We start from the raw sequence: 20,843 nt of genomic DNA on the forward strand, positions 1-20,843 counted from the left end.
AGGCAATGAATCGTTATCAACCGACATGTTCTATCGATGCACTCAAAGCACGTGCAGCAATGTATCAAAAAATCCGTCAGTTTTTTGCTGAGCGTGGTGTTTTGGAAGTGGAAACTCCTATTCTCTCACAGGCAGGCGTGACGGATGTTCATTTAGCATCAGTACAAGTGCAGCGTCATATTTATGGCAAGTTAAACACGCAATATTTGCAGACCTCGCCAGAGTTTCCAATGAAGCGATTATTGGCCAGTGGTAGTGGGGCAATTTATCAAATCTGTAAAGTATTTCGTGATGATGAACATGGTCGTAAGCACAATAGTGAATTTACTATGCTGGAATGGTATCGACCAGCTTTAGATTTAAAAGGGCTGATGCATGAAACAGCTGATTTACTGGAGCTTTGCCTATCACACCGTTTTGGTGAAGTTCGTCCTTATCTTTTAAGCTATAAGCATGCATTCCAAGATCGTTTAGAGATTAATCCTTTACAAGCAAGCTTAGAGCAGTTGAAGAGTGTAGCAAATAGAGTTGGATTGAATCTTGATCTAGGTGATGATCGTTTGGTCTATATGGATTTATTATTTTCCCATTTTGTTGAGCCGAGCTTAGGTTTTGATGGGCCTGTTTTTCTCACTGATTTCCCTCCTGAAATGGCATCTTTAGCGAAGGTAAAACAAGATGAAGATGGGGAGCTTGTTGCAGCGCGTTTCGAGGTTTATATCGAAGGTTTAGAACTTGCCAATGCATATGATGAATTGTTAGATGCAGATGTTTTAGCCGCTCGTTTTGAAGCCGATAATACTGAGCGTTTAAAGCAAGGTTTGCCAACAATTCCGACTGATCAGAACTTATTAGCGGCTTTACCTAATATGCCCGAATGTTCTGGCATTGCCTTGGGAATAGATCGTTTGTTGATGGTCTCAATGAATAAGATGAAAATTGACCAAGTGATTGCATTCCCAGCTGAGATTGCATAGTAAAAAATCTTTAAACTATTTATAGAAACTGCATTAATAACTGGATTAATCCAGCTTGCCGATTGGTTTTGGTCTTCTTAAAAATAGATTTTAGATGTTTTTTGACGGTATCTAACTGGATTTCGTGGGTGAGCGCAATTTCTTTGGTCGTTTTGCCTTCTAGTAATTGCTCACATATCTTATGTTCTACAGGTGTGAACATAAATAGTTGTGTATAAAGCTCTTTCTGATATTTAGGGCGGTGTTGAAGCCCAGAAAATGTTGCAAGTAAAACGGGACGTAATCCAAAAATTTTATGCGTCCTTTCTGGGCTAAGTAAGTCTAATGTTAGAAATAAATCATCGCTGAGCATCATGATTTTCGTCTGTTCTTTAGAATCAAATTGCCTATGATTTTTATATTTTCTTTCTAATTCTATTAGGTTTTGATCAAACAGCTGCTGATGATGTTCATTTAGGCAAAAACGACGCTGTTTAATTTGAATCAGCTCATTATTTTCAAATAATTGTTCTGCCTCAGCATTTATCTCTAAGATATCGCCATTTAGATTAATAATCGCAATCGGCTGCTTCATCTTTTGGATCAATTGTGATCCGAGAAGCGTCATTGTTGAATATTCAAAATGATGTCGATATTGCTGAATTTTTTGTTGTAAAACTGGCAAAATTTCATAGATCGGTTGTAATTCTGAACAAGTTAAGCTACCTCGATCTTGGCTACTGAGGAAAGCTAAAATAACACAAACTTTTTGATCATATATGACTTGAATCGCTGAACAAAATCTTAAATCTAGTGGTTGTAATACTTGTTGATAGACTTCAGTTTGGGTGATTTCATGTTCTTGAAAATGTTGTGAACAATGCATCCAACCATTCATTGGCGCTAGTAACATTTTTTTTAAGCGAGGGTCATCATCTATGGCTAGACGGATTTGTTTTAAAGCGGCTTGTTCGAGTTGATTCTCATCAAGATTTACGCCGTGATGGACACTGAAAGAGAGAGCTTGTACTTCCAGATCAACGGCTAAAAGCTGTGATGCTTGAACATTAAAATGATAATTAAGTTGTTCTAGAAAATTAATCCAATCATCTGCATGTTGAACCTTATTCAATATTTCGGTAACGACACAGGGCTGGATTAGATTCATCTAAGAAATCCCATAAAAATGAATTAAATACATTTCCCTATATAGTATATGGGTTTTGCGGGAATGAAATCCAAGAAAAGAAAAAAAGTGATGTTTTTTGCAATTATCTGATCGAGTAAATCGTAATTTAGATGCTTATTGTAGAAGGTTTAGAATACCTAAGCCCATTGCAATGAGCTTAGGTTAGAAACTGATTAGCAGCGACCTTTCTTTGCTTGACCTGGGGGACAGAAATTACCTGAACCACCATGATTATGATCTGGATCAACGACGACACTGCCGTGAGGTGTGTGTACAGCACAACCTGATAATCCAACAAAGAATAATGCGCTTAAGCACAATAAAGTTTTTTTCATGATTTCATCCCAATCTTTATGTTTATTCCATAGAAACTTTAAGGGTATATTGGATTTTCTACTAGATCAAAAATGAAATTTTTAACTGATATTTGTATCAATGACGATATATAAAAGCCTCAAATATGAGGCTTATTTTCAATTGAATTTATTTTCAGATTTTAAAAAGGTAATTTAGTCAATTGATTAAGGAAGTGTGGAATGACTCTAGGCTCTAATAAGATTGTCACGACGACACCATAAGCAGCTCCCCAAAGGTGAGCGCTGTGATTGATATTGCTATTGCCGCGTTTCCCTGACCAGATGCTATAAGCGACATATAAAATTGCAAAAATAATTGCGGGTACTGGAATGAAAAATACAAAAATTAAGTTCCAAGGTTGAAACAGAATATAGGCAAATAAAACAGCAGATACAGCTCCTGAAGCCCCAAGACTTGCCCAACGTACATCATTTTTATGTTTCAAATAACTTGGTAGTATCGCAAAAATCAAACCACCTAGATAAAACAACACAAAGCCCATGTCGTAGAAAAACTGACGATAAAAACTCTCAATGATATTCCCAAAAAAGAACAGGGTAATCATATTAAAAAGTAAATGTGTACCATCAGCATGGACAAAACCATGGGTAATGAAACGATCAAATTGACCACGTTGCATTGCAGGAGGCCAAAAAATCAGACGGTTCATCACAGCCTGATTGGAGAATGCCAATAAAGAAATTGCAACTGTGATAATGATAAGAGTCACAGTATGGCTAAAGGGTAGATGTAACATAAATGTTTTAAATTGATCAGTGTCTAAGCAATAATGCCATTAAAAACTTAATAAACAATGATCTTGCATATAATTCCTACAAAAATGGTTGATTTTTTTTTATTACCCTCCATCTTCGGTTAATATAACGACATCAGCTTGAGGATTATTGTTATGTCGACTGAGAACACCAACACTGCTGTCGCAGAAGAAATTCCAAACCTTTTGATTACTCCCTCTGCACAAGAGTATTTACGTGATTTATTAGCAAAGCAAAATACTCCAGGAATTGGCGTTCGTGTTTTTGTAGAGCATCCGGGTACACCACGTGCAGAGTGTTGTATGGCTTATAGTGCACCTGAAGAAGTTGTGCCAACAGACTATAAGCAGGATTATCCAGACTTTCCAGCTTATGTAGATGCACCATCAATTCCATATTTGCTTGATGCTGTAATTGACTACAATAAAGATCGTTTTGGTGGACAATTAACATTCCGTGCACCTAATTCGAAGGTTCCACGTGTTGGTCCAGATGCTTCAATTGAAGAGCGCATTACTTATGTACTTCAATCTGAAATTAACCCGAGCTTAGAAGGGCATGGTGGTAACTGTAGTCTTGTTGAAGTTCAGGATGATGCAGAACACGGTCTAACTGCTGTATTAAAATTCGGTGGTGGTTGCCAAGGCTGTTCAGCGATTGATGTAACTTTAAAGCAAGGTGTTGAAACCACATTAAAGCAACACGTTCCTGAGTTACAGCGTGTCGTTGATCAAACTGACCATAGCCAAGCAGAAGGCGCATATTTTAAGTAAAAAACTTGAAATATCATCTATTGGAAAAGGCCCTTTCGAGGGCTTTTTTCATGTCAGAAAAACATCAGTAAATATTTTTCTTTGTTTCATAACAAGATGTAGAACAAAAAAGATGAATATATAAATAATAATAATTATCATTTGTATTGAGTTTTATTTATTTTTTGTTAGAATTCTCCTAAATTTTTTAAGCAAATCTTAAGATTTGTCATGTTTAGGTGGGAATATGTCCAATAAATTAGCTCGTCAATCACTACTCGCCATTTCTGTTCTTGGTAATATGATTGCAATCGCAAATGCGAACGACACTCAGACAAACGAAGTTACTCAACTAGAAAAAATTGTGATCACAGCAAGTGGCTTTGAGCAAGATATTAAAAAAGCTGCTGCTTCTATTTCAGTTCTCACACAAGAAGAAATTAATAAAAAAGCTTATCGCGATGTCACTGATGCATTGAAAGATGTACCTGGGGTTGTGGTAACAGGCGGTGGAAGTTCAAGTGATATTAGTATCCGTGGTATGGGGAGTGCTTACACAGTCATCATGGTTGATGGAAAAAAAGTAAACACGCGTTCTGTAAGACCAAATAGTGATAACTCTGGAATTGAACAGGGATGGTTACCTAATATTGGTGCGATTGAGCGAATTGAAGTGATTCGTGGTCCAATGTCAGGCTTATATGGTTCTGATGCCATGGGCGGGGTAATTAACATTATTACCAAGAAAAATACCAATGAATGGACTGGATCAATTAAGCTAGATACGACATTACAAGAAAACTCAAAATCAGGAAATATTTATCAAACCAATGCATATATTGCAGGCCCTTTAATTGCAAATCTTTTATCTTTCAAGGCCAATGGTTTATATTCGCAACGTGATGAAGATGAAATTTATGGGGGTTATAGTGAGCAAAAAATTCGTGCAGGTGGGGCAGCATTAACACTTACGCCAAATGATCAACATACTTTTGATTTGGAATATCAACGTTCAATTCAAAATCGTGATGCAACGGTTGGCAACAGTATTTCGCCAATTCAAACAGGCAGAAATCCACCAGTAAACTCACTCACAGATTATTACCGTACAGAATACAGTTTGACACACCGTGGTACACTTGGTGCAGTGGAAACACATTCTTATATTCAACGTGAGGAAAATGAAAATCCATCACGTAATATGGAAGCGATTAATACGACATTTAATACAATCAATAAAATTAATTTTGATCGTCACAGTCTCAGCTTTGGTGGGATGTATTTAAAAGAAGAATTAGAAGATAAGGGCAATCAATTAAGCATCGGTGGTTCTACACCTGTTTCTAGCTTAGATCGTTATAGCTGGGCTCTATTTGCTGAAAATGCATGGAACATTGTGGATGATTTCACTTTGACAACTTCATTACGTCTAGATGAAGACGAGAAATTTGGTGATCATTGGAGTCCAAAGGTTTATGGCGTTTGGGGTTTAAATGATAACTGGGTGATCAAAGGTGGTGTATCTACAGGTTATAAAACACCAGCATTGCGTGCAACTGTTGCTGAATGGGGACAAGCAACAGGCGGCGGACAAAGTAAGGGAGTTATTGTCGGTAATCCTGATCTAAAACCAGAGAAAAGTGTGAACTATGAAGTGTCATTTAATTGGGATAATTTAGATAACTTAAATGCTGGGCTAACATTATTTAATAGTGAGTTTAAAGATAAGATCACTGAAGTTAGAACTTGTCAGGGTGAAAATGTTGGTGCGTTAGAGTGCGATTGGTTAGGTGAAAAATTTGACTTTGTCAGCTTACGTGAGAATGTTGATAAAGCGAGCATGCGTGGTGCGGAAGTAACGTTTGGTTGGCAGGCTCTGCCAAATGTAAATGTATCTGCAAATTATACCTTCACGGATACAGAGCAAAAAAGTGGTATCAATAAAGGAAAACCTTTAAATGAAATGCCAAAGCATATGTTCAATACAACTGCTGACTGGGAAATTAATGATCAATTCTCAAGCTGGGGACGTGTCAACTATCGCAGTAAAACATCTGATTATTTGAGTCGTACCGCAATGGCAAAAGGTAAACCTGCTTATACGATGGTTGATGTTGGATTGAACTATAAGCCAACACAAAACATCGCAGTTGCAGCAGGTGTTTATAATTTATTTGACAAAGAGATTGATAAAGATACCTATAACTATGTTTTAGATGGTCGTCGTTATAATATCGGTGTGACTTATAGCTTCTAAGTTGATTGCAAGAAAGGTAAGGTGAATTTGCCTTATCTTTCTTGTTTTAAAATACTCATCACTTGTTCAGAATAATAAAACTTTTCTAAATAAGAACGTGCTCGTTCTCTTAAATAATCTGTTTCAATCACTTGCTTTAAAACTGGTGCTAATAATTTGCTTAGCTCATTTTGAATTAAGTCTTCATCAATATTGAGATCACGTAACAGCAGATCAAAGCTTCGCTCTTGATTGCGTGCATACCATGCATAAACACCGTCATGGACTTGCTGTTTTAAATACGGTGTTTGACGAATATGCTCCCAAATTTCATGTCCCATACCTACGGTTTTGGGTAAATCCTGAACTTCTAAATAATTACGTAAAACTGATAATGGCATGACTTTAATTTTATGCCAAAGATTTGCCTGAAAATGATATAGTTTTTCATCATTAAAGTGTTGATTTAAAACATTTTCACTCATTTGGCTAATCTTCAAAATGTTCTTTTGTAAATAATGCCCGATAGTATCATTTAGGTTTGAGTCAGTGACTGTTTCTAAAACAGATTTTCCCATTTTCATAAAGTGACCCACACCAGGTACACGTTTAGAGATAACAGAGTTATCTAAATAATCCTGAATTGAGTGTTGGATCAGTTGAGTTACTAATGCTGAGAACGCAGGATTATTGACAATGGTTTTAATGAGCCGTTGACGATGACCACTTTTACTCGCAACGTATTGCGCGATTGAATCAATGGTCAGTACTGGAATCACATCTTCGATTGTAGTTTGATCGTTTAAAGGATGAATTAAAGCAAATCGGATATGTTCCGAAATCTGTTCGATTAAAAAAGAACTCGCAGGTGTCGCTAAAATTTGTTTTTCGATCAGATCAATAATCTGTTCAAATGACCAAATATGCTGAAGTTGTTGTAAGCGTAACCAATGATAGAACTGCTTAAACTCATGTTGAATGGTTTCCGCTTGTGCAAATTCATGATCTAAAAAATCAAGTTGTGCATCAATCAATTGTTCTATCATTGGATGTTTAGACATAAAAGCTCAGATAATGATTTAAATTATGGTGATGGTGCAGTTGCAGGTTTTTGAGCCTGAATCTTGCTTAAAAATGGTAAATATTGCTGAACCACCAATTGATCTGCTTCTAAGATTGGCATGTGACCAACATTATCCAGAATCACTGGGGTCTGTGCATTTTTCAGCAGGGATTTTAACTCAGGTGCTACTTCAACATTAATAATTTTATCTTGTTTACCCCATAAAATCAGCGTTGGGGCATCAATTGATTTCGCAAGTAAAGCAAAAGAGTCAGGTGTAAAGAGCTTATTGAGTGCAATAATTTGATCAACCATCTTTTGTGTTTCTTCAACTTGCCCAATCATCATTTTTTCTTGTGCTTGCGCAATTTCTTTTGGAATGAATGGTGGTGAGTACATCGCTTGTTGCATTAAGTAATTAAAATCACCTTTCTTGCTCACGATCATATTTTTCACTTGAGCTGGATCTTTTAGGTAAGGTGTGGTCGCTGACTTATAAACACCTGCGGCATCGATTAAAAACAGGCTTTTCGTTTCGAATGGATACTGACCAGCGTAGAGCATTGCAATTGAGCCACCTAAAGAATGTCCTGCGATATGAGCTGGGCCTGTAAGATTTGCAGCTTCAATAAAACGACGTAATTTTTCTGTGACGTTTGGAACGGAATAATCAAATTCTTTAGGGACTTTTGTTTCACCACTGGCAGGCAGATCAGGAATGATCACATGATAATTTGCCGTTAAAGCATGTGCCACACGATTCCAGTTATCACGACTTCCAGCTAAGCCGTGAATTAGAATCACAATTGGCTTACCAGCTTGTCCACCTTCACTATATGACCACGTAATATCACCAACTTTTAAAGTTTTGGTTTGTAAGCCTGCCCAAGCACGTTCTTGTTGTAATAAATTTTGAAAACTCATTTCAATTTCAGCAGCTTGTGTGGTTTGAATTGCCATCGCCCCAAGGCTACAACTGAGTAAAAAAGCTGTAAATGTTTTACGAAATGGTATCGGTAATAGAGTATTCATCATCATTGTTCTATCCTTGATTTATTTTTAAACCAATTGATTATTGTTGAAGTTTCCAGCTGAGTCATTTGCATAATCTACAAGGGTCTGGAAATTCTTGCCAATGAAATGAGTAAATTTCCACTATTTCCTTGATGAAAACGACAGCCTTTAACTTGAGAGTTTTTATTTTTGTCAGTGACTTTCGAACATGTCCACATTAAACTATTTTTTCATGTCAATCATAGATGGATTTAAGCATGCTCACCGCCCAAGAAACGCTAGAACGATTAAAAGCAGGTAATGCCCGTTTTGTGAAAGGGGAAGCAACCCAACAGAAACTACTCTCTCACCAAGAGCGCGCCGAAATGGCCAGTGAACAAAATCCCTTTGCAATTGTTTTAGGATGTTCAGATTCTCGAGTACCAGCTGAAATGGTATTTGACCAAGGGTTAGGGGATTTATTCGTTATTCGTGTTGCGGGCAATGTTGTTGCGCCATCGCAAGTCGGAAGTGTTGAGTTCGCAGCTGAGCGTTATGATTGCGCCGTTGTTGTTGTATTGGGTCATAGCCACTGTGGTGCGATTCAAGCAACGATTGATACCTTAAAAAATCCAGATCAACCACCATCGTCAAATCTAATGTCGATTGTCAATCGTGTGCGTCCTTCTGTCGAAATTTTAATGCAGACTGAATTAAAGGATGATTTGAAAAAATTGTCTGCACATGCTGTTCGTTCAAATGTATTTGCATCTGTGAATCAATTACGTCACGGCTCAGCAGTGCTTGAAAGCTTGATTGAAAAAGGCAAATTGATTGTAGTGGGTGCTGAGTATTCTTTAGAAACTGGTGAAGTGATTTTTTTTGATTTCTAACGACTCATATATTTCGTCATAAAAGGTGCTTATAAAGCACCTTTTATGTATGGGTAGGCGAGATTGAGTAGAATCGGTTGAGCTTTCGCATTCGGATGGATTTGATCGTTTTGGATCAAACTTTTATTTCCCGCTACACCTTCAAGAAAAAATGGTAAGAGCTTGATCTTATATTGCTGACTTACAACTTTATAATTATTTTCAAAGGCAGTGCTATACGCTGTTCCATAGTTTGGTGGTATCTTCATACCAAACAGTAAAACTTTGGCTTTTTGTTTCTGACTGAGTTGTACCAATTGTGCCAAGTTTTTTTGAATCATTTGCGGTGGCTGACCGCGTAAACCATCATTACCGCCTAGTTCGATCACAACAATTTCTGGTTTATAGGTCTGTAGTAGTTTTGGCAGTCTCGCCAGCGCACCACTTGTTGTTTCTCCACTGACACTTGCATTGACCACTTTATGTTGTTTCAGATACTGTTGGTTTAAGCGTTGTTGGAGTAAATGAACCCAACCTTGTTTTGCATCAATACCATAACCTGCACTCAGGCTATCACCCAAAATTAAAATAGTCTTTGCAGAAACCAGTGTTGGTACTAAACATAGAGTGATTGTTCCAAGCGTTTTTGATACCGACAAGATAACTTTAGATATTTGCATAGCACTTCAAATTTGTCCTAAAGGATACGTGACATCATGCCACAAGCGATTATTTCTGCCCAAAAAGTTACACAAAATATTCAAATTAATCAGCAAAATCTAACCATCTTAAAAGAGATTGATTTAGAGATTTATGCAGGTGAGCAAATTGCCATTACAGGACGTTCAGGTTCAGGGAAATCGACTTTACTCGGTATTTTAGCAACACTAGATCGTCCGAGTGACGGTGAATTATGGGTGTGTGGAAAGGCTGTGCATTCGTTGACTGAAGAGCAACGAGCGCAGGTTCGCTTGGAGAATATTGGTTTTGTTTTCCAATCATTTCAATTGTTGCCCCAGCTTAGCGCATTGGAAAATGTGATGTTACCTTTGCGTCTACAGCCTAATTTTCATTTTAAACAAGCTGAGCAAAAGGCTTTGGCTTGGTTAGAGCGAGTTGGATTAAGTCGTCAGGCTCAACAAACACCTAAAGTCTTATCGGGTGGTGAGCAACAACGCGTTGCCATTGCACGAGCATTGATTGCTGAGCCAAAAATTATTTTTGCAGATGAACCTACAGGCAACTTGGATGGGCAAACAGCGGAAGAAATTGAACAACTATTATTTGATTTAAATCGTGAGTTGGGCACGACTTTAGTGCTGGTAACACATGATCAAAATTTAGCAGCGCTGTGTCAACGTCATGTCAAACTTGTGGATGGTCAGATTCAAGAAATTGTAAAGGCTGAGGAGAGAATATGAACTCGATCCTGAAACCTTTACTGTTACAAAGCTTTCGCACAGGTGGTTTATATTTACTGATCATTGCACTGTCATTGGCTATTAGTGCGACAACCGCTTTAAAGTTCAGTAATACTCAAGTTCAGAATGCAGTAACGCTTCAAGCTGCTGAAATGCTGGGTGCGGATCTCGTTCTATCTGATAATCAACCGATTCAAGAAAATTGGCATGAACAGGCAAAAAAACTCAATTTAAAACAGGCTTCGGTCACGCTGTTTGGTTCAATGGCGCATACTCAAGATCAATTTGTCATGGTGAATGTCAAAGCCATTGATGGCGCTTTTCCGCTTCGTGGGCAGCTTGAGATTGCACCAAAAGCTCAGCAAATAAAACAAGGAGAGGTGTGGCTGAGTCCCCGTGCGATGGATCTTCTCGGCGTTAAATTGGAGGATAATGTTGCAATTGCTGATGGCGAGTTTAAAGTCACAGGTCTCATTGAACATGATTCAAATCAAGAGCTTGGGTTCTCAGGTTTTTCTCCAACCGTGATTATTCATCAAGCTGATATTTCTAAAACTAATGCAATTCAAGTTGGTAGTCGTATCGAATATCGCTTATTGATGGCTGGAGAACCAAATGCTGTCGATGTTTATAAGAAGATATTTAAGCAACAAATTGACCCTGAATCCGATAATCAAAAAGTAGAGTCACAAGCAGAAGCAGCCGAACAAACATCACTTAAGTTACGAGATGCAAGTCAATCCAATACAAGATTGATGAAGCCCATAGAGAATTTAGATACTTTTCTACAGCTTGCCAATCTTTTGACGATCCTGCTATGTGGTATTGCGATTGCTTTAACGAGCCAGCGTTATGTACAACAAAATCAAGATCATATTGCACTGATGCGCTGTTTAGGCGCGAGTAAGAGTCAGATTTTATCGGCTTACATTATTTTGCTTGGGATTGTGAGTTTGATTTCGATTGCACTTGGTAGTTTGATTGGGATTGGATTGGGATATGGATTGTTGCAGTTAATGCTACAGTTGATTCCTCAATTGCAGCTGAGCTTTGCGCTAAGTGATTTACTCATGGCTTTGCCTATCGCCATTTTTACCAGTGTAATGGTGTTGATCGGTTTTATTCTGCCAAGTATTTGGGAGCTGTTAAACACTCCGCCTATTCGAGTCATTCGTCAACAAGAACGTTCTCGTAAGTCCTATGTGGCGATGTTCGCTGTGGGGATTTCTAGTCTTATCATTTTTAGTTTGGTGTTAAGCGATAATTTAAAGTTAAGCCTTTTGGTTTTAGTGGCGATTCTTGTGCTATGTACTGTGCTTTTTGCGATGATCTGGTTGCTGTTAAAAGCCATTAAACGATTAAAGCATCCTTTGTCAGCTTATGTACGTATACCGCATCAAACAGCTTTACAAATCACGGCATTAGCACTTGGTTTAAGCTTAATTACAGTGCTGAGCGTATTAAGAACAGATTTATTGCAACGTTGGCAGCAACAATTACCAGAGGGAACGCCAAACCAATTTGTATATGGTTTACCTCCATTTGATATGCCTCAATTTAAACAACAGCTTGAGCAGAATAACTGGTCTTCAACACCACTATATCCAAACATTCGAGGGCGATTAATTGCGAAGAATAATCAGGCATTTTCTCCTGAGTTGATTAAGCAAAATAATTCACTTCGACGTGAATTGAATCTGACGCAAGCGAGTGCATATCCGACGGACAATGTCATTACACAAGGCAAAGCAAATTTCAGTGCGGTAGGGCAAGTTTCTGTTGAAGAAAAACTAGCCACTGAGTTAGGCATCAAAATTGGTGATCAATTACGCTTTAGCTTGCCTGAGGGGATATTAGAAGCCAAAGTAATTAATCTTCGCTCAGTGGAATGGGAAAGTTTTAGCCCCAATTTCTTCTTTATTTTCTCTCCTCAAACCATGGATGAAAATGCAGGAAGTTATTTAGGCAGTTTTTATGTTCCGACAGTCGATCAGCCAAAAATGGTACAGCTCATTCAGCAATTTTCCAATACGGTATTTATTGATGTTGGGCGGATATTGGATGAAGTTAAACGCTTGATGAATGTATTGGTTCAGATCGTGACGGTATTGGCTGTGCTTGTTGGCATGTCAGGTGTGTTGGTTTTAATTGCCTGCTTAAATGTATTAATGGATGAGCGCCGCAAAGAGGTTGCATTATTGCGTTCATTTGGTGTCGCTAAAAATAAATTAAAGCGGATGCTCAGCTTAGAGATTGGTTTTATTGGTTTACTTGCGGGTGTTGTGGCGTGTTTATTTGCAGAAGTAATCAGTGCAATTGCAAGTTATAAGATGCAAATGGCAGTCCAATTGCATCCAGAAATTTGGTTTATTTTACCTTTAGCTATGATGCTGGTATGTACTTTAATTGGACGATATCGTCTGAGTTATTTATGCGATATTCCGCCATTACAAAGTTTAAGAGAAATCAATCAATCTTAAAAAGTCAGTTGATTTTGACGCAGAATCTCATCCCATAATGGGGTGAGACCTGTACTTAACTGCGTACAATAAAAATAAAATCCAGCAAGTAATACGCTACACAGAACCAGTGCAATCATTTGTATAGCAACTTTACGTTGGGTCTTTTGAGCGAAATACCAAAGACTTGCAAGCAATGCCCCCATGATCATGCCGCCGATATGGGCTGCATTGTTAATTCCTGAAACCGTAAAACCAAAGATTAGGTTGATCGCCATCACCATAACTAGAGATTTTTTATCTAACCAAAAACGTTGTCTTGGTAATGCTGGAAATAATGAAACAGCGGTCAGTGCTGCGCCCAGCCCCATGACTGCTCCTGATGCACCTGCACTGATATGAGGGAGCAAGCTTGGGTCAAAATGTTGTAAGAGTTGATAACCGTCACGAATACTCAGATAGCTAGAAAGTACACTTCCCATCAAACCCGCAAGAAAATACATACCGATATAATAGGAACGACCAAATAACTGCTCAGCGACACTGCCAAATATATAGAGTGCCCACATATTTAACATTAAATGGATCAATCCAAAATGGAAAAACATGCTGCTAAAAAGGCGTTCAGGCTCACCCGAAAAGGTGAGTGGTGTAAAATCAGCACCCCAAGCGATTGCATCCATAGGGGATGGGTCGGTAATATTCACACCTGTAAGGATTTGCCAACCAAATAATCCAACATTGACCGCAATTAAAATTGCAGTAAACCACCATGTTTGTATTTGCAATTTTTGATTGATTTGTGGTGGAGTCGTTTCAGTCATATGTTTGAGCTAGCCATGAATATGAAAAATAGCTTAGCATGAATTGATGGGACGAGACATGGATCATATGTCATAACGCCGATGTCCGAAGGAGTGAAGCACTTTAATGAAAGCCTTTTTAGCACGTACAGGCATGTTGATTATTGGGGTAATTCTGCTCATCCAGCTATGGATTTTTTCTAGCTTGGTGTGGTGGAGAACACATCCTGTTCAAACAACAATGTTCATGCGGCTAGATTATTGGTCGGATTTCAAGCCTATTCAGCAAGAATGGCGTGATTACGATGACATTAGTGATAACTTCAAGCATGCGATCTTAGCTGGTGAAGATGCGAAGTTTATTCATCATCATGGCTTTGATTGGGCGGGTATCCAACATGCTTTAGAACGGAATAGTGAAAAAGGTGAAGTGGTCGCAGGCGGCTCTACGATCTCACAACAACTTGCTAAGAACTTATTTCTCTACAATCAACGATCATTCATCCGTAAAGGTCAGGAAGCCGTAGCCACTTGGATGATGGAGCGTATGTGGTCAAAGCGTCGAATCCTAGAGGTATATATGAACTCTGTGGAGTTTGGACAAAATATTTATGGCGTTGAGGCGGCAACTCAGTTTTATTATGGAAAAAGTGCAAAAAGTTTAACGCGTGAACAAGCTGCATTTTTAGCTGCTTTATTACCGAATCCTAAATATTACCAAGACCATAGAAATGATCGTAAGTTGCAATATCGCAAACGTGTCATTTTAAAATATATGAATGGTACACAAATTCCTCAATAGTTCATTTTATTTAAAAAAAGCCTAATATTTTTGGGCTTTTTTACCAAAATGACATAATTTTGCAGCATACTTAAACGATCACTTGATAAATTAAAGCGATAAGGTTCGGTATGAATACTGCAGTGACGACAACAGCGCCCATAGAATATAGTTACAACGATCGTTATATAAATCGTGAACTTTCGATTCTCGATTTCCATTTACGTGTACTAGAACAGGCGGTTGATCCACTCCATCCCTTGTTAGAGCGGATGAATTTCTTACTCATCTTTTCGCGTAATTTAGACGAGTTTTTCGAGATTCGTGTTGCTGGCATGATGGAGCAACTGACTTTAGGCAATGAAAGTCGCACTCCTGATGGTTTGACACCTAAACAAGTTTTGGATGAAATTTCTAGAACTGCACATGCGGCAATCGAACGCCAATATCGTATTTTAAATGAAGAAATCTTACCGAAGTTACGTGAAGAAGATATTTGCTTCTTACGTCGTGGCGAGTTAACACCTGCGCAATCTGCTTGGATTAAGAAGTATTTCCAAGAGCAAGTTGCGCCAGTATTGACACCAATCAGCCTTGATCCAGCGCATCCATTTCCTCGCTTAGTCAATAAAAGCTTGAACTTCATTGTCACCTTAGAAGGCAAAGATGCCTTTGGTCGTCAAATTGATTTAGCCGTTGTTCCTGCACCGCGTTCACTGCCTCGTGTTGTTCGTTTACCAGATGAGCTGACTGATGGTAAAGAACACCATGTCATGCTTTCTGCGATTATTCACGAGCATGTTTCTGATCTATTCCCAGGCATGACAGCAACAGGTTGTTATCAATTCCGTGTGACGCGTAATGCTGATTTAGCATTGAATGAAGATGTTGAAGATCTTGCTAAAGCACTAAAAGGTGAATTGAGTTCACGTCGTTTTGGTCGAGCGGTACGTTTAGAAGTAACGCATAATTGTCCAAAACATATTTATGAATATTTATTGGACGAGTTCGACTTAAACGAAGAGCAGCTTTATCGTGTTGATGGGCCGGTAAATTTAGCGCGTTTACTTTCAAATTTTAAACGTCCGCATTTACGTTATGACTCACATACACCTGTGATTCCAAAAGCATTCAAAAAATCGGAAAGCATTTTTGCTGCAATGCAAAAGCAAGATATTCTATTGCATCATCCATTTGAATCATTTGCACCAGTCATTCAATTGTTACGTGAAGCAGCGCGTGATCCACAAGTGCTTGCAATCAAGCAAACACTTTATCGTAGTGGTGTGGATTCTGAAATTGTACAAGTACTTGCCGAAGCTGCACGTAATGGTAAGGAAGTGACCGCAGTTATTGAGTTGCGTGCTCGTTTTGATGAAGAGTCAAATATCGAGGTTGCTAACGTATTGCAAGAAGCAGGTGCAGTCGTTGTATATGGCATTGTAGGCTATAAGACTCACGCCAAAATGATTTTAGTGGTACGCCGTGAAAATAATAAATTAGTACGCTATGTTCATTTGGGAACAGGTAACTATCATGCGGGTAATGCGCGTATTTATACCGATTATGGTTTGATGACGACAGATAAAGATGTCTGCGAAGATGTGCACCGTATTTTCCAAGAATTGACTGGTATGGGGAAAATGGCGAAGCCGAAAAAGCTGCTTCATGCACCATTCACTTTACATGCTCAACTGATTAACTTCATTGACGATGAAATTGCCAATGTAAAAGCCGGTAAACCTGCACAGATTATTGTGAAGGTGAATGCACTCACCGAAGTTCAGCTCATTAATAAATTGTATGAAGCTTCACAAGCGGGTGTACAAATTGATTTGATCATTCGTTCGATTTGTTGTTTACGCCCGGGTTTGCCAAATTTATCTGAAAATATTCGTGTTCGCTCAATCGTGGGACGTTTCCTAGAACATACACGCGTGTTTTATTTTAGTAATAATGGTAATCCACGTATTTATGGTTCAAGTGCAGATTGGATGGATCGTAACTTATTCAACCGTGTAGAAGCATGCTTTCCGATTGAAGATCCAGTTTTGAAAAAACGTATCTATCAACTAGGTTTATTGAACTATCTAAAAGACAATCAACAAGCGTGGTTGTTGCAAGGTGATGGCGTTTGGGAACGCGCTAAACTTGTGGAAGGTGAGGAACCGCATAACGCTCAACAGACTTTGTTAGATGCGATTAAGTAATTAAAAAATTAGGCATCTTGTATAAGCGTTTTTACAAGATACCTTTCAAAAACCGATCGATTTGAGATCGGTTTTTTATTGTCTGTTTAGTTACTTTTGATTTCTAAAACCAATTGGTTTACTAGATCGGCTGCTTCGAGTTCCCGAATTTGAGCAACATTACTACCTGCCCAAAATGCACCATAACTAAAATCATGTTGTTGATTGGCAATCGCCATCAACTGTTTGGCTAAATCATATGTGTATGGGTAGGCAGGTACATTTGGTCGGTTAGGACGATCAATTTCAGTATGCCAAGTCCCGATCAGACCTCGTGCAGGGCGACCTGATAAGCTAGCACTAATTTGGGTAATATTTTGATTAAATAATGCTTTACGATATGCAGCATTCGCACTTGAGCTTTTACATTGAACAAAGGCTGTGCCTAATTGAACGGCTGAAGCACCAGCTTTCAACATCTGCTTTGCCTGTTCGCCATTCATGATGCCACCAGCAGCAATTACAGGTGTTGTGCAATGTTTAGAAATTAGCTGCACCAGATCTAAGGTTTTGATTGCAGCATCAAAATGTTGATTAAATATTCCTCGATGCCCACCTGCTTCAATCCCTTGAGCAATAATCAGATCAATTCCAGCAGCTTCAATTTGCTGTGCTTCGATCAAGTTAGTTGCAGATACCATTGTGATAATACCTTCATCTTTTAATGCTTTAATTTGATGAGGATGGGGAATCCCAAAATGGAAACTCACTGCTTTTGGTTGAGTTTCTAAAACAATATTTAAGAAATCATCACTATCCAAAAAGCTTGGATAAATACAGTTCAGTTGTGTCGGTGGTGTTGTGCCAAATTTTTCAAAATGTGGCGCAATATATTCAATCCATTGCTGTGCGATGTCTGGATTGAGTGATTCAGATTGATGACAGAAAAAGTTGACTTGGAATGGTTTTTCAGTTAGCGCTTGAGTTTTTAAAATCAGCTCCTTAGCTGCCGAAGATGTATTCGCGCCTAAACCCAATGAACCTAAAGCTCCCTGATTAGAAACTTCAGCAGCAAGTTCAGGTGTAGAAACACCAGCCATTGGTGCAAGAAAAATAGGATGTTTAATTTCTAATAATTCTAAAATTGTCATGTCATATATACCTAATTGGTTTTGATTCAACATAGCTTAAATATCAAAAAAATAGCAAATAATACTGGTTATTTCTTTTTAGAATGGAGATACGTGGATTGTTTATCTATCTGAAAATAAAAGATGTTTGGCTAATAAATTAACCAAACATCTGACAATGTTATTGCTTATTGATAGGCTAGAACCAGTAGTGCTTTAAATAGGCCAGCAATAATCGCTAAACCTACAAAACCCAAGATCCATAAGCCGATAAACCATTTGATTTGTGATGATTTCATTGTATTTCACCTCAGTGGTAGCCTTGATCGCCAACACGGACTTTATCTCTAAAAATCCAATATCCCCAAAAGGTGTATACCAAAATAATTGGGATCATGATCAATGCACCAATTAATGCAAAGACCTGACTATCTCGCGGTGCGGCAGCTTCCCAAATGGTAACAGATGGAGGAATAATGTTTGGCCATAGAGTAATGACAAAGCCAGAGTAAGCCAAGAACATCAGCATCAAGGTATAAATGAAAGGTTTGTATTCACTCCTTTTTAGACAAGCTTGCCATGTCAAGAACGTAAAAATAACCACTAAAATAGGAACAGGACTGAAATAGATCAGTTGTGGAATTGCAAACCATTTTTCAGCAATAGCAGGTTGGCTGTAAGGAGTATATAAACTGACGGCTGCGAAAATAACGAACAGTGCAAAGATTAATTTAGGCATCAATTGATACATTCGATCTTGTAAACCATCATCAGTTTTCAAAATTAACCATCCGCAACCCAATGCGGCATACATGATCACAACGCCTAAACCTGTAAAGAGAGAAAAGGGTGTTAGCCAATCCAAACTACCACCGACAAAGATCCCATTTTCAGTTTCTAAACCTTGAATGTAAGCACCTAAAATCACACCTTGTAGAAAACTTGCTAAGGTTGAACCGCAAATAAAAGCCATATCCCATAATGCTTTTGAACGATTTGCTTTAAAGCGAAACTCGAACGCAACCCCCCTAAAAATTAGCGCAATTACCATCAAGGTAATCGGCATATATAGCGCAGATAAAACAGTTGCATAGACAATTGGAAAGGCTGCAAATAGCCCAGCACCGCCCAGTACCATCCACGTTTCATTACCATCCCAGACTGGTGCAACGGTATTCATCATCACATCACGTTCTTGTTGTCCCTTAATAAATGGGAACAGGATGCCGATACCAAGATCGAAGCCATCCAAAATGACGTAGATCAATACGCCTAGCGCGATGATCATGGCCCAAATGAGAGAAATATCCATCCTTATTCTCCTTTCGTCTGATCTTTGGTTTCGAGGCTATCCTCAACCGCACTGAGTGGGCGCATTGGCGTTCTAAAGTGTCCAACACCACCTTGTTCTTCAACAGGGGTATGAATGAATTGAGGGCCTTTGTACATGAGTTTAAGGATGTAATAGATACCTGTTCCAAAGACAACGGTATAAACCAATACAAAGATAATCAGCGTAATACCGACTTGATTTGCAGAAACATTCGACAAAGCATCCTCTGTACGCAGGACACCATATACAACCCAAGGTTGGCGGCCAATTTCAGTGGTAAACCATCCAGCAAGTAACGCAATATAACCCGTTGGCCCCATGATTAAGGCGAACTTATGAAACCATTTGTTCTCATAAATTCGTTCTTTTTTGCGCAACCATAAGCCAACCACAGCCAGTAAAACCATCAGTGTTCCTAGACCAACCATGATACGGAAGCTCCAGAAAACTAAAGTTGAATTTGGACGATCTTCAGGGGCAAACTCTTTCAACCCTTTGACTTCACCATCGAGACTATGGGTTAGAATCAAGCTACCTAAATAAGGAATGCCCACAGCATATTTAGTGGTTTCTTCTTGCATATCTGGAATACCAAACAAATAGAGAGGCATTGGTTCATCGACATTTGTTTCCCAGTGGCCTTCCATCGCTGCTAACTTAGCTGGTTGATACTTTAAGGTATTCAAACCGTGATGATCGCCGATTAAGACTTGCGCAGGTGCTGCGAATAAGATCATCCACATCGCCATAGAGAAGGATTTCTTTACTAACTCATCTCGACGACCGCGAATTAAATGCCAAGCCGCTGTTGCTGCGATAACTAACGCAGAGACTAGAAAAGCTGCAACCGCCATATGTGCAAAGCGATACGGAAATGATGGGTTAAAGACAATCGCAAACCAATCTTGAGGCACAATGATGCCATCTTCGATGCTGAAGCCTTGTGGCGTTTGCATCCAACTGTTTGAAGACAAAATCCAAAACATGGAAATACAGGTGCCAATTGCTACCATGAACGTTGCAAAGAAATGGGCTTTTTCACTGACTCGTCCCCAACCAAATAGCATGATTCCTAAAAATCCTGCTTCAAGGAAAAAGGCGGACAATACTTCATAGGTCAGCAGTGGCCCAGTAATACTTCCTGCAATTCGAGAAAACTCACTCCAGTTTGTCCCAAACTGATAGCTCATAACGACCCCAGAAACCACACCCATACCAAATGTCACGGCAAAGATTTTGAGCCAATATTTATAGAGGTCTTGATAGATTGGATTATGACTACGTAGCCATTTCCATTCTAGAACTGCTAAAAAACAAGCAAGACCGATTGACGTTGCAGGAAAAATAATATGAAACGAGACTGTAAAGGCAAATTGGATACGTGCTAACTCTAACGCTGTTAAACCTAAGTCCATAATGAGCCCTCCAACGGATGATTGAATCGTTGAAAAACTGGTTCAACAGACACTTTTTTAGCGATGTGTTTGTCTCGCTCTTGCTGTTGATCAGCAAAAGAAATTCGATAAAGCATAT

General features: G+C 38.7%; 18 protein-coding genes. 8 read left to right on the plus strand and 10 right to left on the minus strand.

All coding sequences use genetic code 11. The annotated features are described in order from the left end of the window. Positions 1–5 precede the first annotated feature (5 nt). Positions 6–977: an EF-P lysine aminoacylase EpmA gene (epmA, locus tag F959_RS05925; protein WP_162098223.1), complete on the plus strand. Its 972-nt coding sequence runs from the start codon at positions 6–8 to the stop codon at positions 975–977. A gap of 19 nt (positions 978–996) precedes the next feature. Here the strand turns inward: epmA and F959_RS05930 are convergent, their stop codons facing one another. From F959_RS05930 to F959_RS05940, 3 genes are all read right to left on the minus strand, one after another. Further along, positions 997–2,124, minus strand: coding sequence for a helix-turn-helix transcriptional regulator (locus F959_RS05930; RefSeq protein WP_004878360.1), 1,128 nt, complete (start codon positions 2,122–2,124; stop codon positions 997–999). Positions 2,125–2,318: 194 nt separating this feature from the next. Beyond that, on the minus strand, positions 2,319–2,480 hold the full coding sequence (locus tag F959_RS16705) for a hypothetical protein (protein ID WP_004878361.1): 162 nt from the start codon (positions 2,478–2,480) through the stop codon (positions 2,319–2,321). A gap of 161 nt (positions 2,481–2,641) precedes the next feature. Further along, positions 2,642–3,259, minus strand: a complete 618-nt coding sequence (locus F959_RS05940; RefSeq protein ID WP_004878362.1) for a rhomboid family intramembrane serine protease — start codon at positions 3,257–3,259, stop codon at positions 2,642–2,644. Between the two features lie 153 nt (positions 3,260–3,412). Here F959_RS05940 and nfuA point away from each other — a divergent pair, with 153 nt between their 5' ends. Further along, positions 3,413–4,051 carry a Fe-S biogenesis protein NfuA gene (gene nfuA / locus F959_RS05945; protein ID WP_004878363.1) on the plus strand — a complete coding sequence of 213 codons (639 nt, stop codon included), beginning with the start codon at positions 3,413–3,415 and terminating at the stop codon, positions 4,049–4,051. A gap of 226 nt (positions 4,052–4,277) precedes the next feature. Continuing rightward, positions 4,278–6,287 carry a ligand-gated channel protein gene (locus tag F959_RS05950; RefSeq protein WP_004878364.1) on the plus strand — a complete coding sequence of 670 codons (2,010 nt, stop codon included), beginning with the start codon at positions 4,278–4,280 and terminating at the stop codon, positions 6,285–6,287. Positions 6,288–6,319: 32 nt separating this feature from the next. Here the strand turns inward: F959_RS05950 and F959_RS05955 are convergent, their stop codons facing one another. Together F959_RS05955 and F959_RS05960 are read right to left on the minus strand one after the other, a co-directional pair. Then, on the minus strand, positions 6,320–7,327 hold the full coding sequence (locus tag F959_RS05955; RefSeq protein WP_004878365.1) for a hypothetical protein: 1,008 nt from the start codon (positions 7,325–7,327) through the stop codon (positions 6,320–6,322). Between the two features lie 23 nt (positions 7,328–7,350). After that, positions 7,351–8,364 (minus strand): alpha/beta fold hydrolase, encoded by a 1,014-nt coding sequence (locus tag F959_RS05960; RefSeq protein WP_029424850.1) that lies wholly within the window; start codon positions 8,362–8,364, stop codon positions 7,351–7,353. 236 nt (positions 8,365–8,600) lie between these two features. Here F959_RS05960 and F959_RS05965 point away from each other — a divergent pair, with 236 nt between their 5' ends. Continuing rightward, complete coding sequence (locus tag F959_RS05965) at positions 8,601–9,215, plus strand: carbonic anhydrase (RefSeq protein ID WP_004878368.1); 615 nt, start codon at positions 8,601–8,603, stop codon at positions 9,213–9,215. A gap of 29 nt (positions 9,216–9,244) precedes the next feature. On the opposite strand, the gene F959_RS05970 is transcribed toward F959_RS05965, so the two are convergent. Continuing rightward, a complete protein-coding gene (locus F959_RS05970; protein ID WP_171056573.1) occupies positions 9,245–9,868 on the minus strand; it encodes an arylesterase in 624 nt (207 codons plus the stop codon). Positions 9,869–9,910: 42 nt separating this feature from the next. Here F959_RS05970 and F959_RS05975 point away from each other — a divergent pair, with 42 nt between their 5' ends. Both F959_RS05975 and F959_RS05980 read left to right on the plus strand, forming a co-directional pair. Continuing rightward, positions 9,911–10,615 carry an ABC transporter ATP-binding protein gene (locus F959_RS05975; protein WP_004878370.1) on the plus strand — a complete coding sequence of 235 codons (705 nt, stop codon included), beginning with the start codon at positions 9,911–9,913 and terminating at the stop codon, positions 10,613–10,615. Beyond that, positions 10,612–13,095 (plus strand): ABC transporter permease, encoded by a 2,484-nt coding sequence (locus tag F959_RS05980; protein WP_004878371.1) that lies wholly within the window; start codon positions 10,612–10,614, stop codon positions 13,093–13,095. Before F959_RS05975 ends, F959_RS05980 begins: the two co-directional genes overlap by 4 nt. Here the strand turns inward: F959_RS05980 and F959_RS05985 are convergent. Further along, positions 13,092–13,898, minus strand: a complete 807-nt coding sequence (locus tag F959_RS05985) for a rhomboid family intramembrane serine protease (RefSeq protein ID WP_004878372.1) — start codon at positions 13,896–13,898, stop codon at positions 13,092–13,094. The genes F959_RS05980 and F959_RS05985 overlap by 4 nt on opposite strands. 106 nt (positions 13,899–14,004) lie before the next feature. On the opposite strand from F959_RS05985, the gene mtgA reads away from it, so the two are divergent. After that, positions 14,005–14,679 (plus strand): monofunctional biosynthetic peptidoglycan transglycosylase, encoded by a 675-nt coding sequence (gene mtgA / locus F959_RS05990; protein ID WP_004878373.1) that lies wholly within the window; start codon positions 14,005–14,007, stop codon positions 14,677–14,679. 110 nt (positions 14,680–14,789) lie between these two features. Next, positions 14,790–16,868 (plus strand): polyphosphate kinase 1, encoded by a 2,079-nt coding sequence (gene ppk1, locus F959_RS05995; RefSeq protein WP_004878374.1) that lies wholly within the window; start codon positions 14,790–14,792, stop codon positions 16,866–16,868. Positions 16,869–16,954: 86 nt separating this feature from the next. Here the strand turns inward: ppk1 and F959_RS06000 are convergent, their stop codons facing one another. The 3 genes from F959_RS06000 to F959_RS06010 form a co-directional block, all read right to left on the minus strand. Next, positions 16,955–17,998 carry an NAD(P)H-dependent flavin oxidoreductase gene (locus F959_RS06000; protein ID WP_004878375.1) on the minus strand — a complete coding sequence of 348 codons (1,044 nt, stop codon included), beginning with the start codon at positions 17,996–17,998 and terminating at the stop codon, positions 16,955–16,957. Positions 17,999–18,287: 289 nt separating this feature from the next. Then, a complete protein-coding gene (cydB, locus tag F959_RS06005; RefSeq protein ID WP_004878377.1) occupies positions 18,288–19,289 on the minus strand; it encodes a cytochrome d ubiquinol oxidase subunit II in 1,002 nt (333 codons plus the stop codon). A gap of 2 nt (positions 19,290–19,291) precedes the next feature. Further along, positions 19,292–20,725, minus strand: a complete 1,434-nt coding sequence (locus F959_RS06010; protein WP_004878378.1) for a cytochrome ubiquinol oxidase subunit I — start codon at positions 20,723–20,725, stop codon at positions 19,292–19,294. Between the last annotated feature and the right edge of the window lie 118 nt (positions 20,726–20,843).

The organism is Acinetobacter venetianus RAG-1 = CIP 110063 (genome assembly GCF_000368585.1).
GTDB lineage: Bacteria > Pseudomonadota > Gammaproteobacteria > Pseudomonadales > Moraxellaceae > Acinetobacter > Acinetobacter venetianus.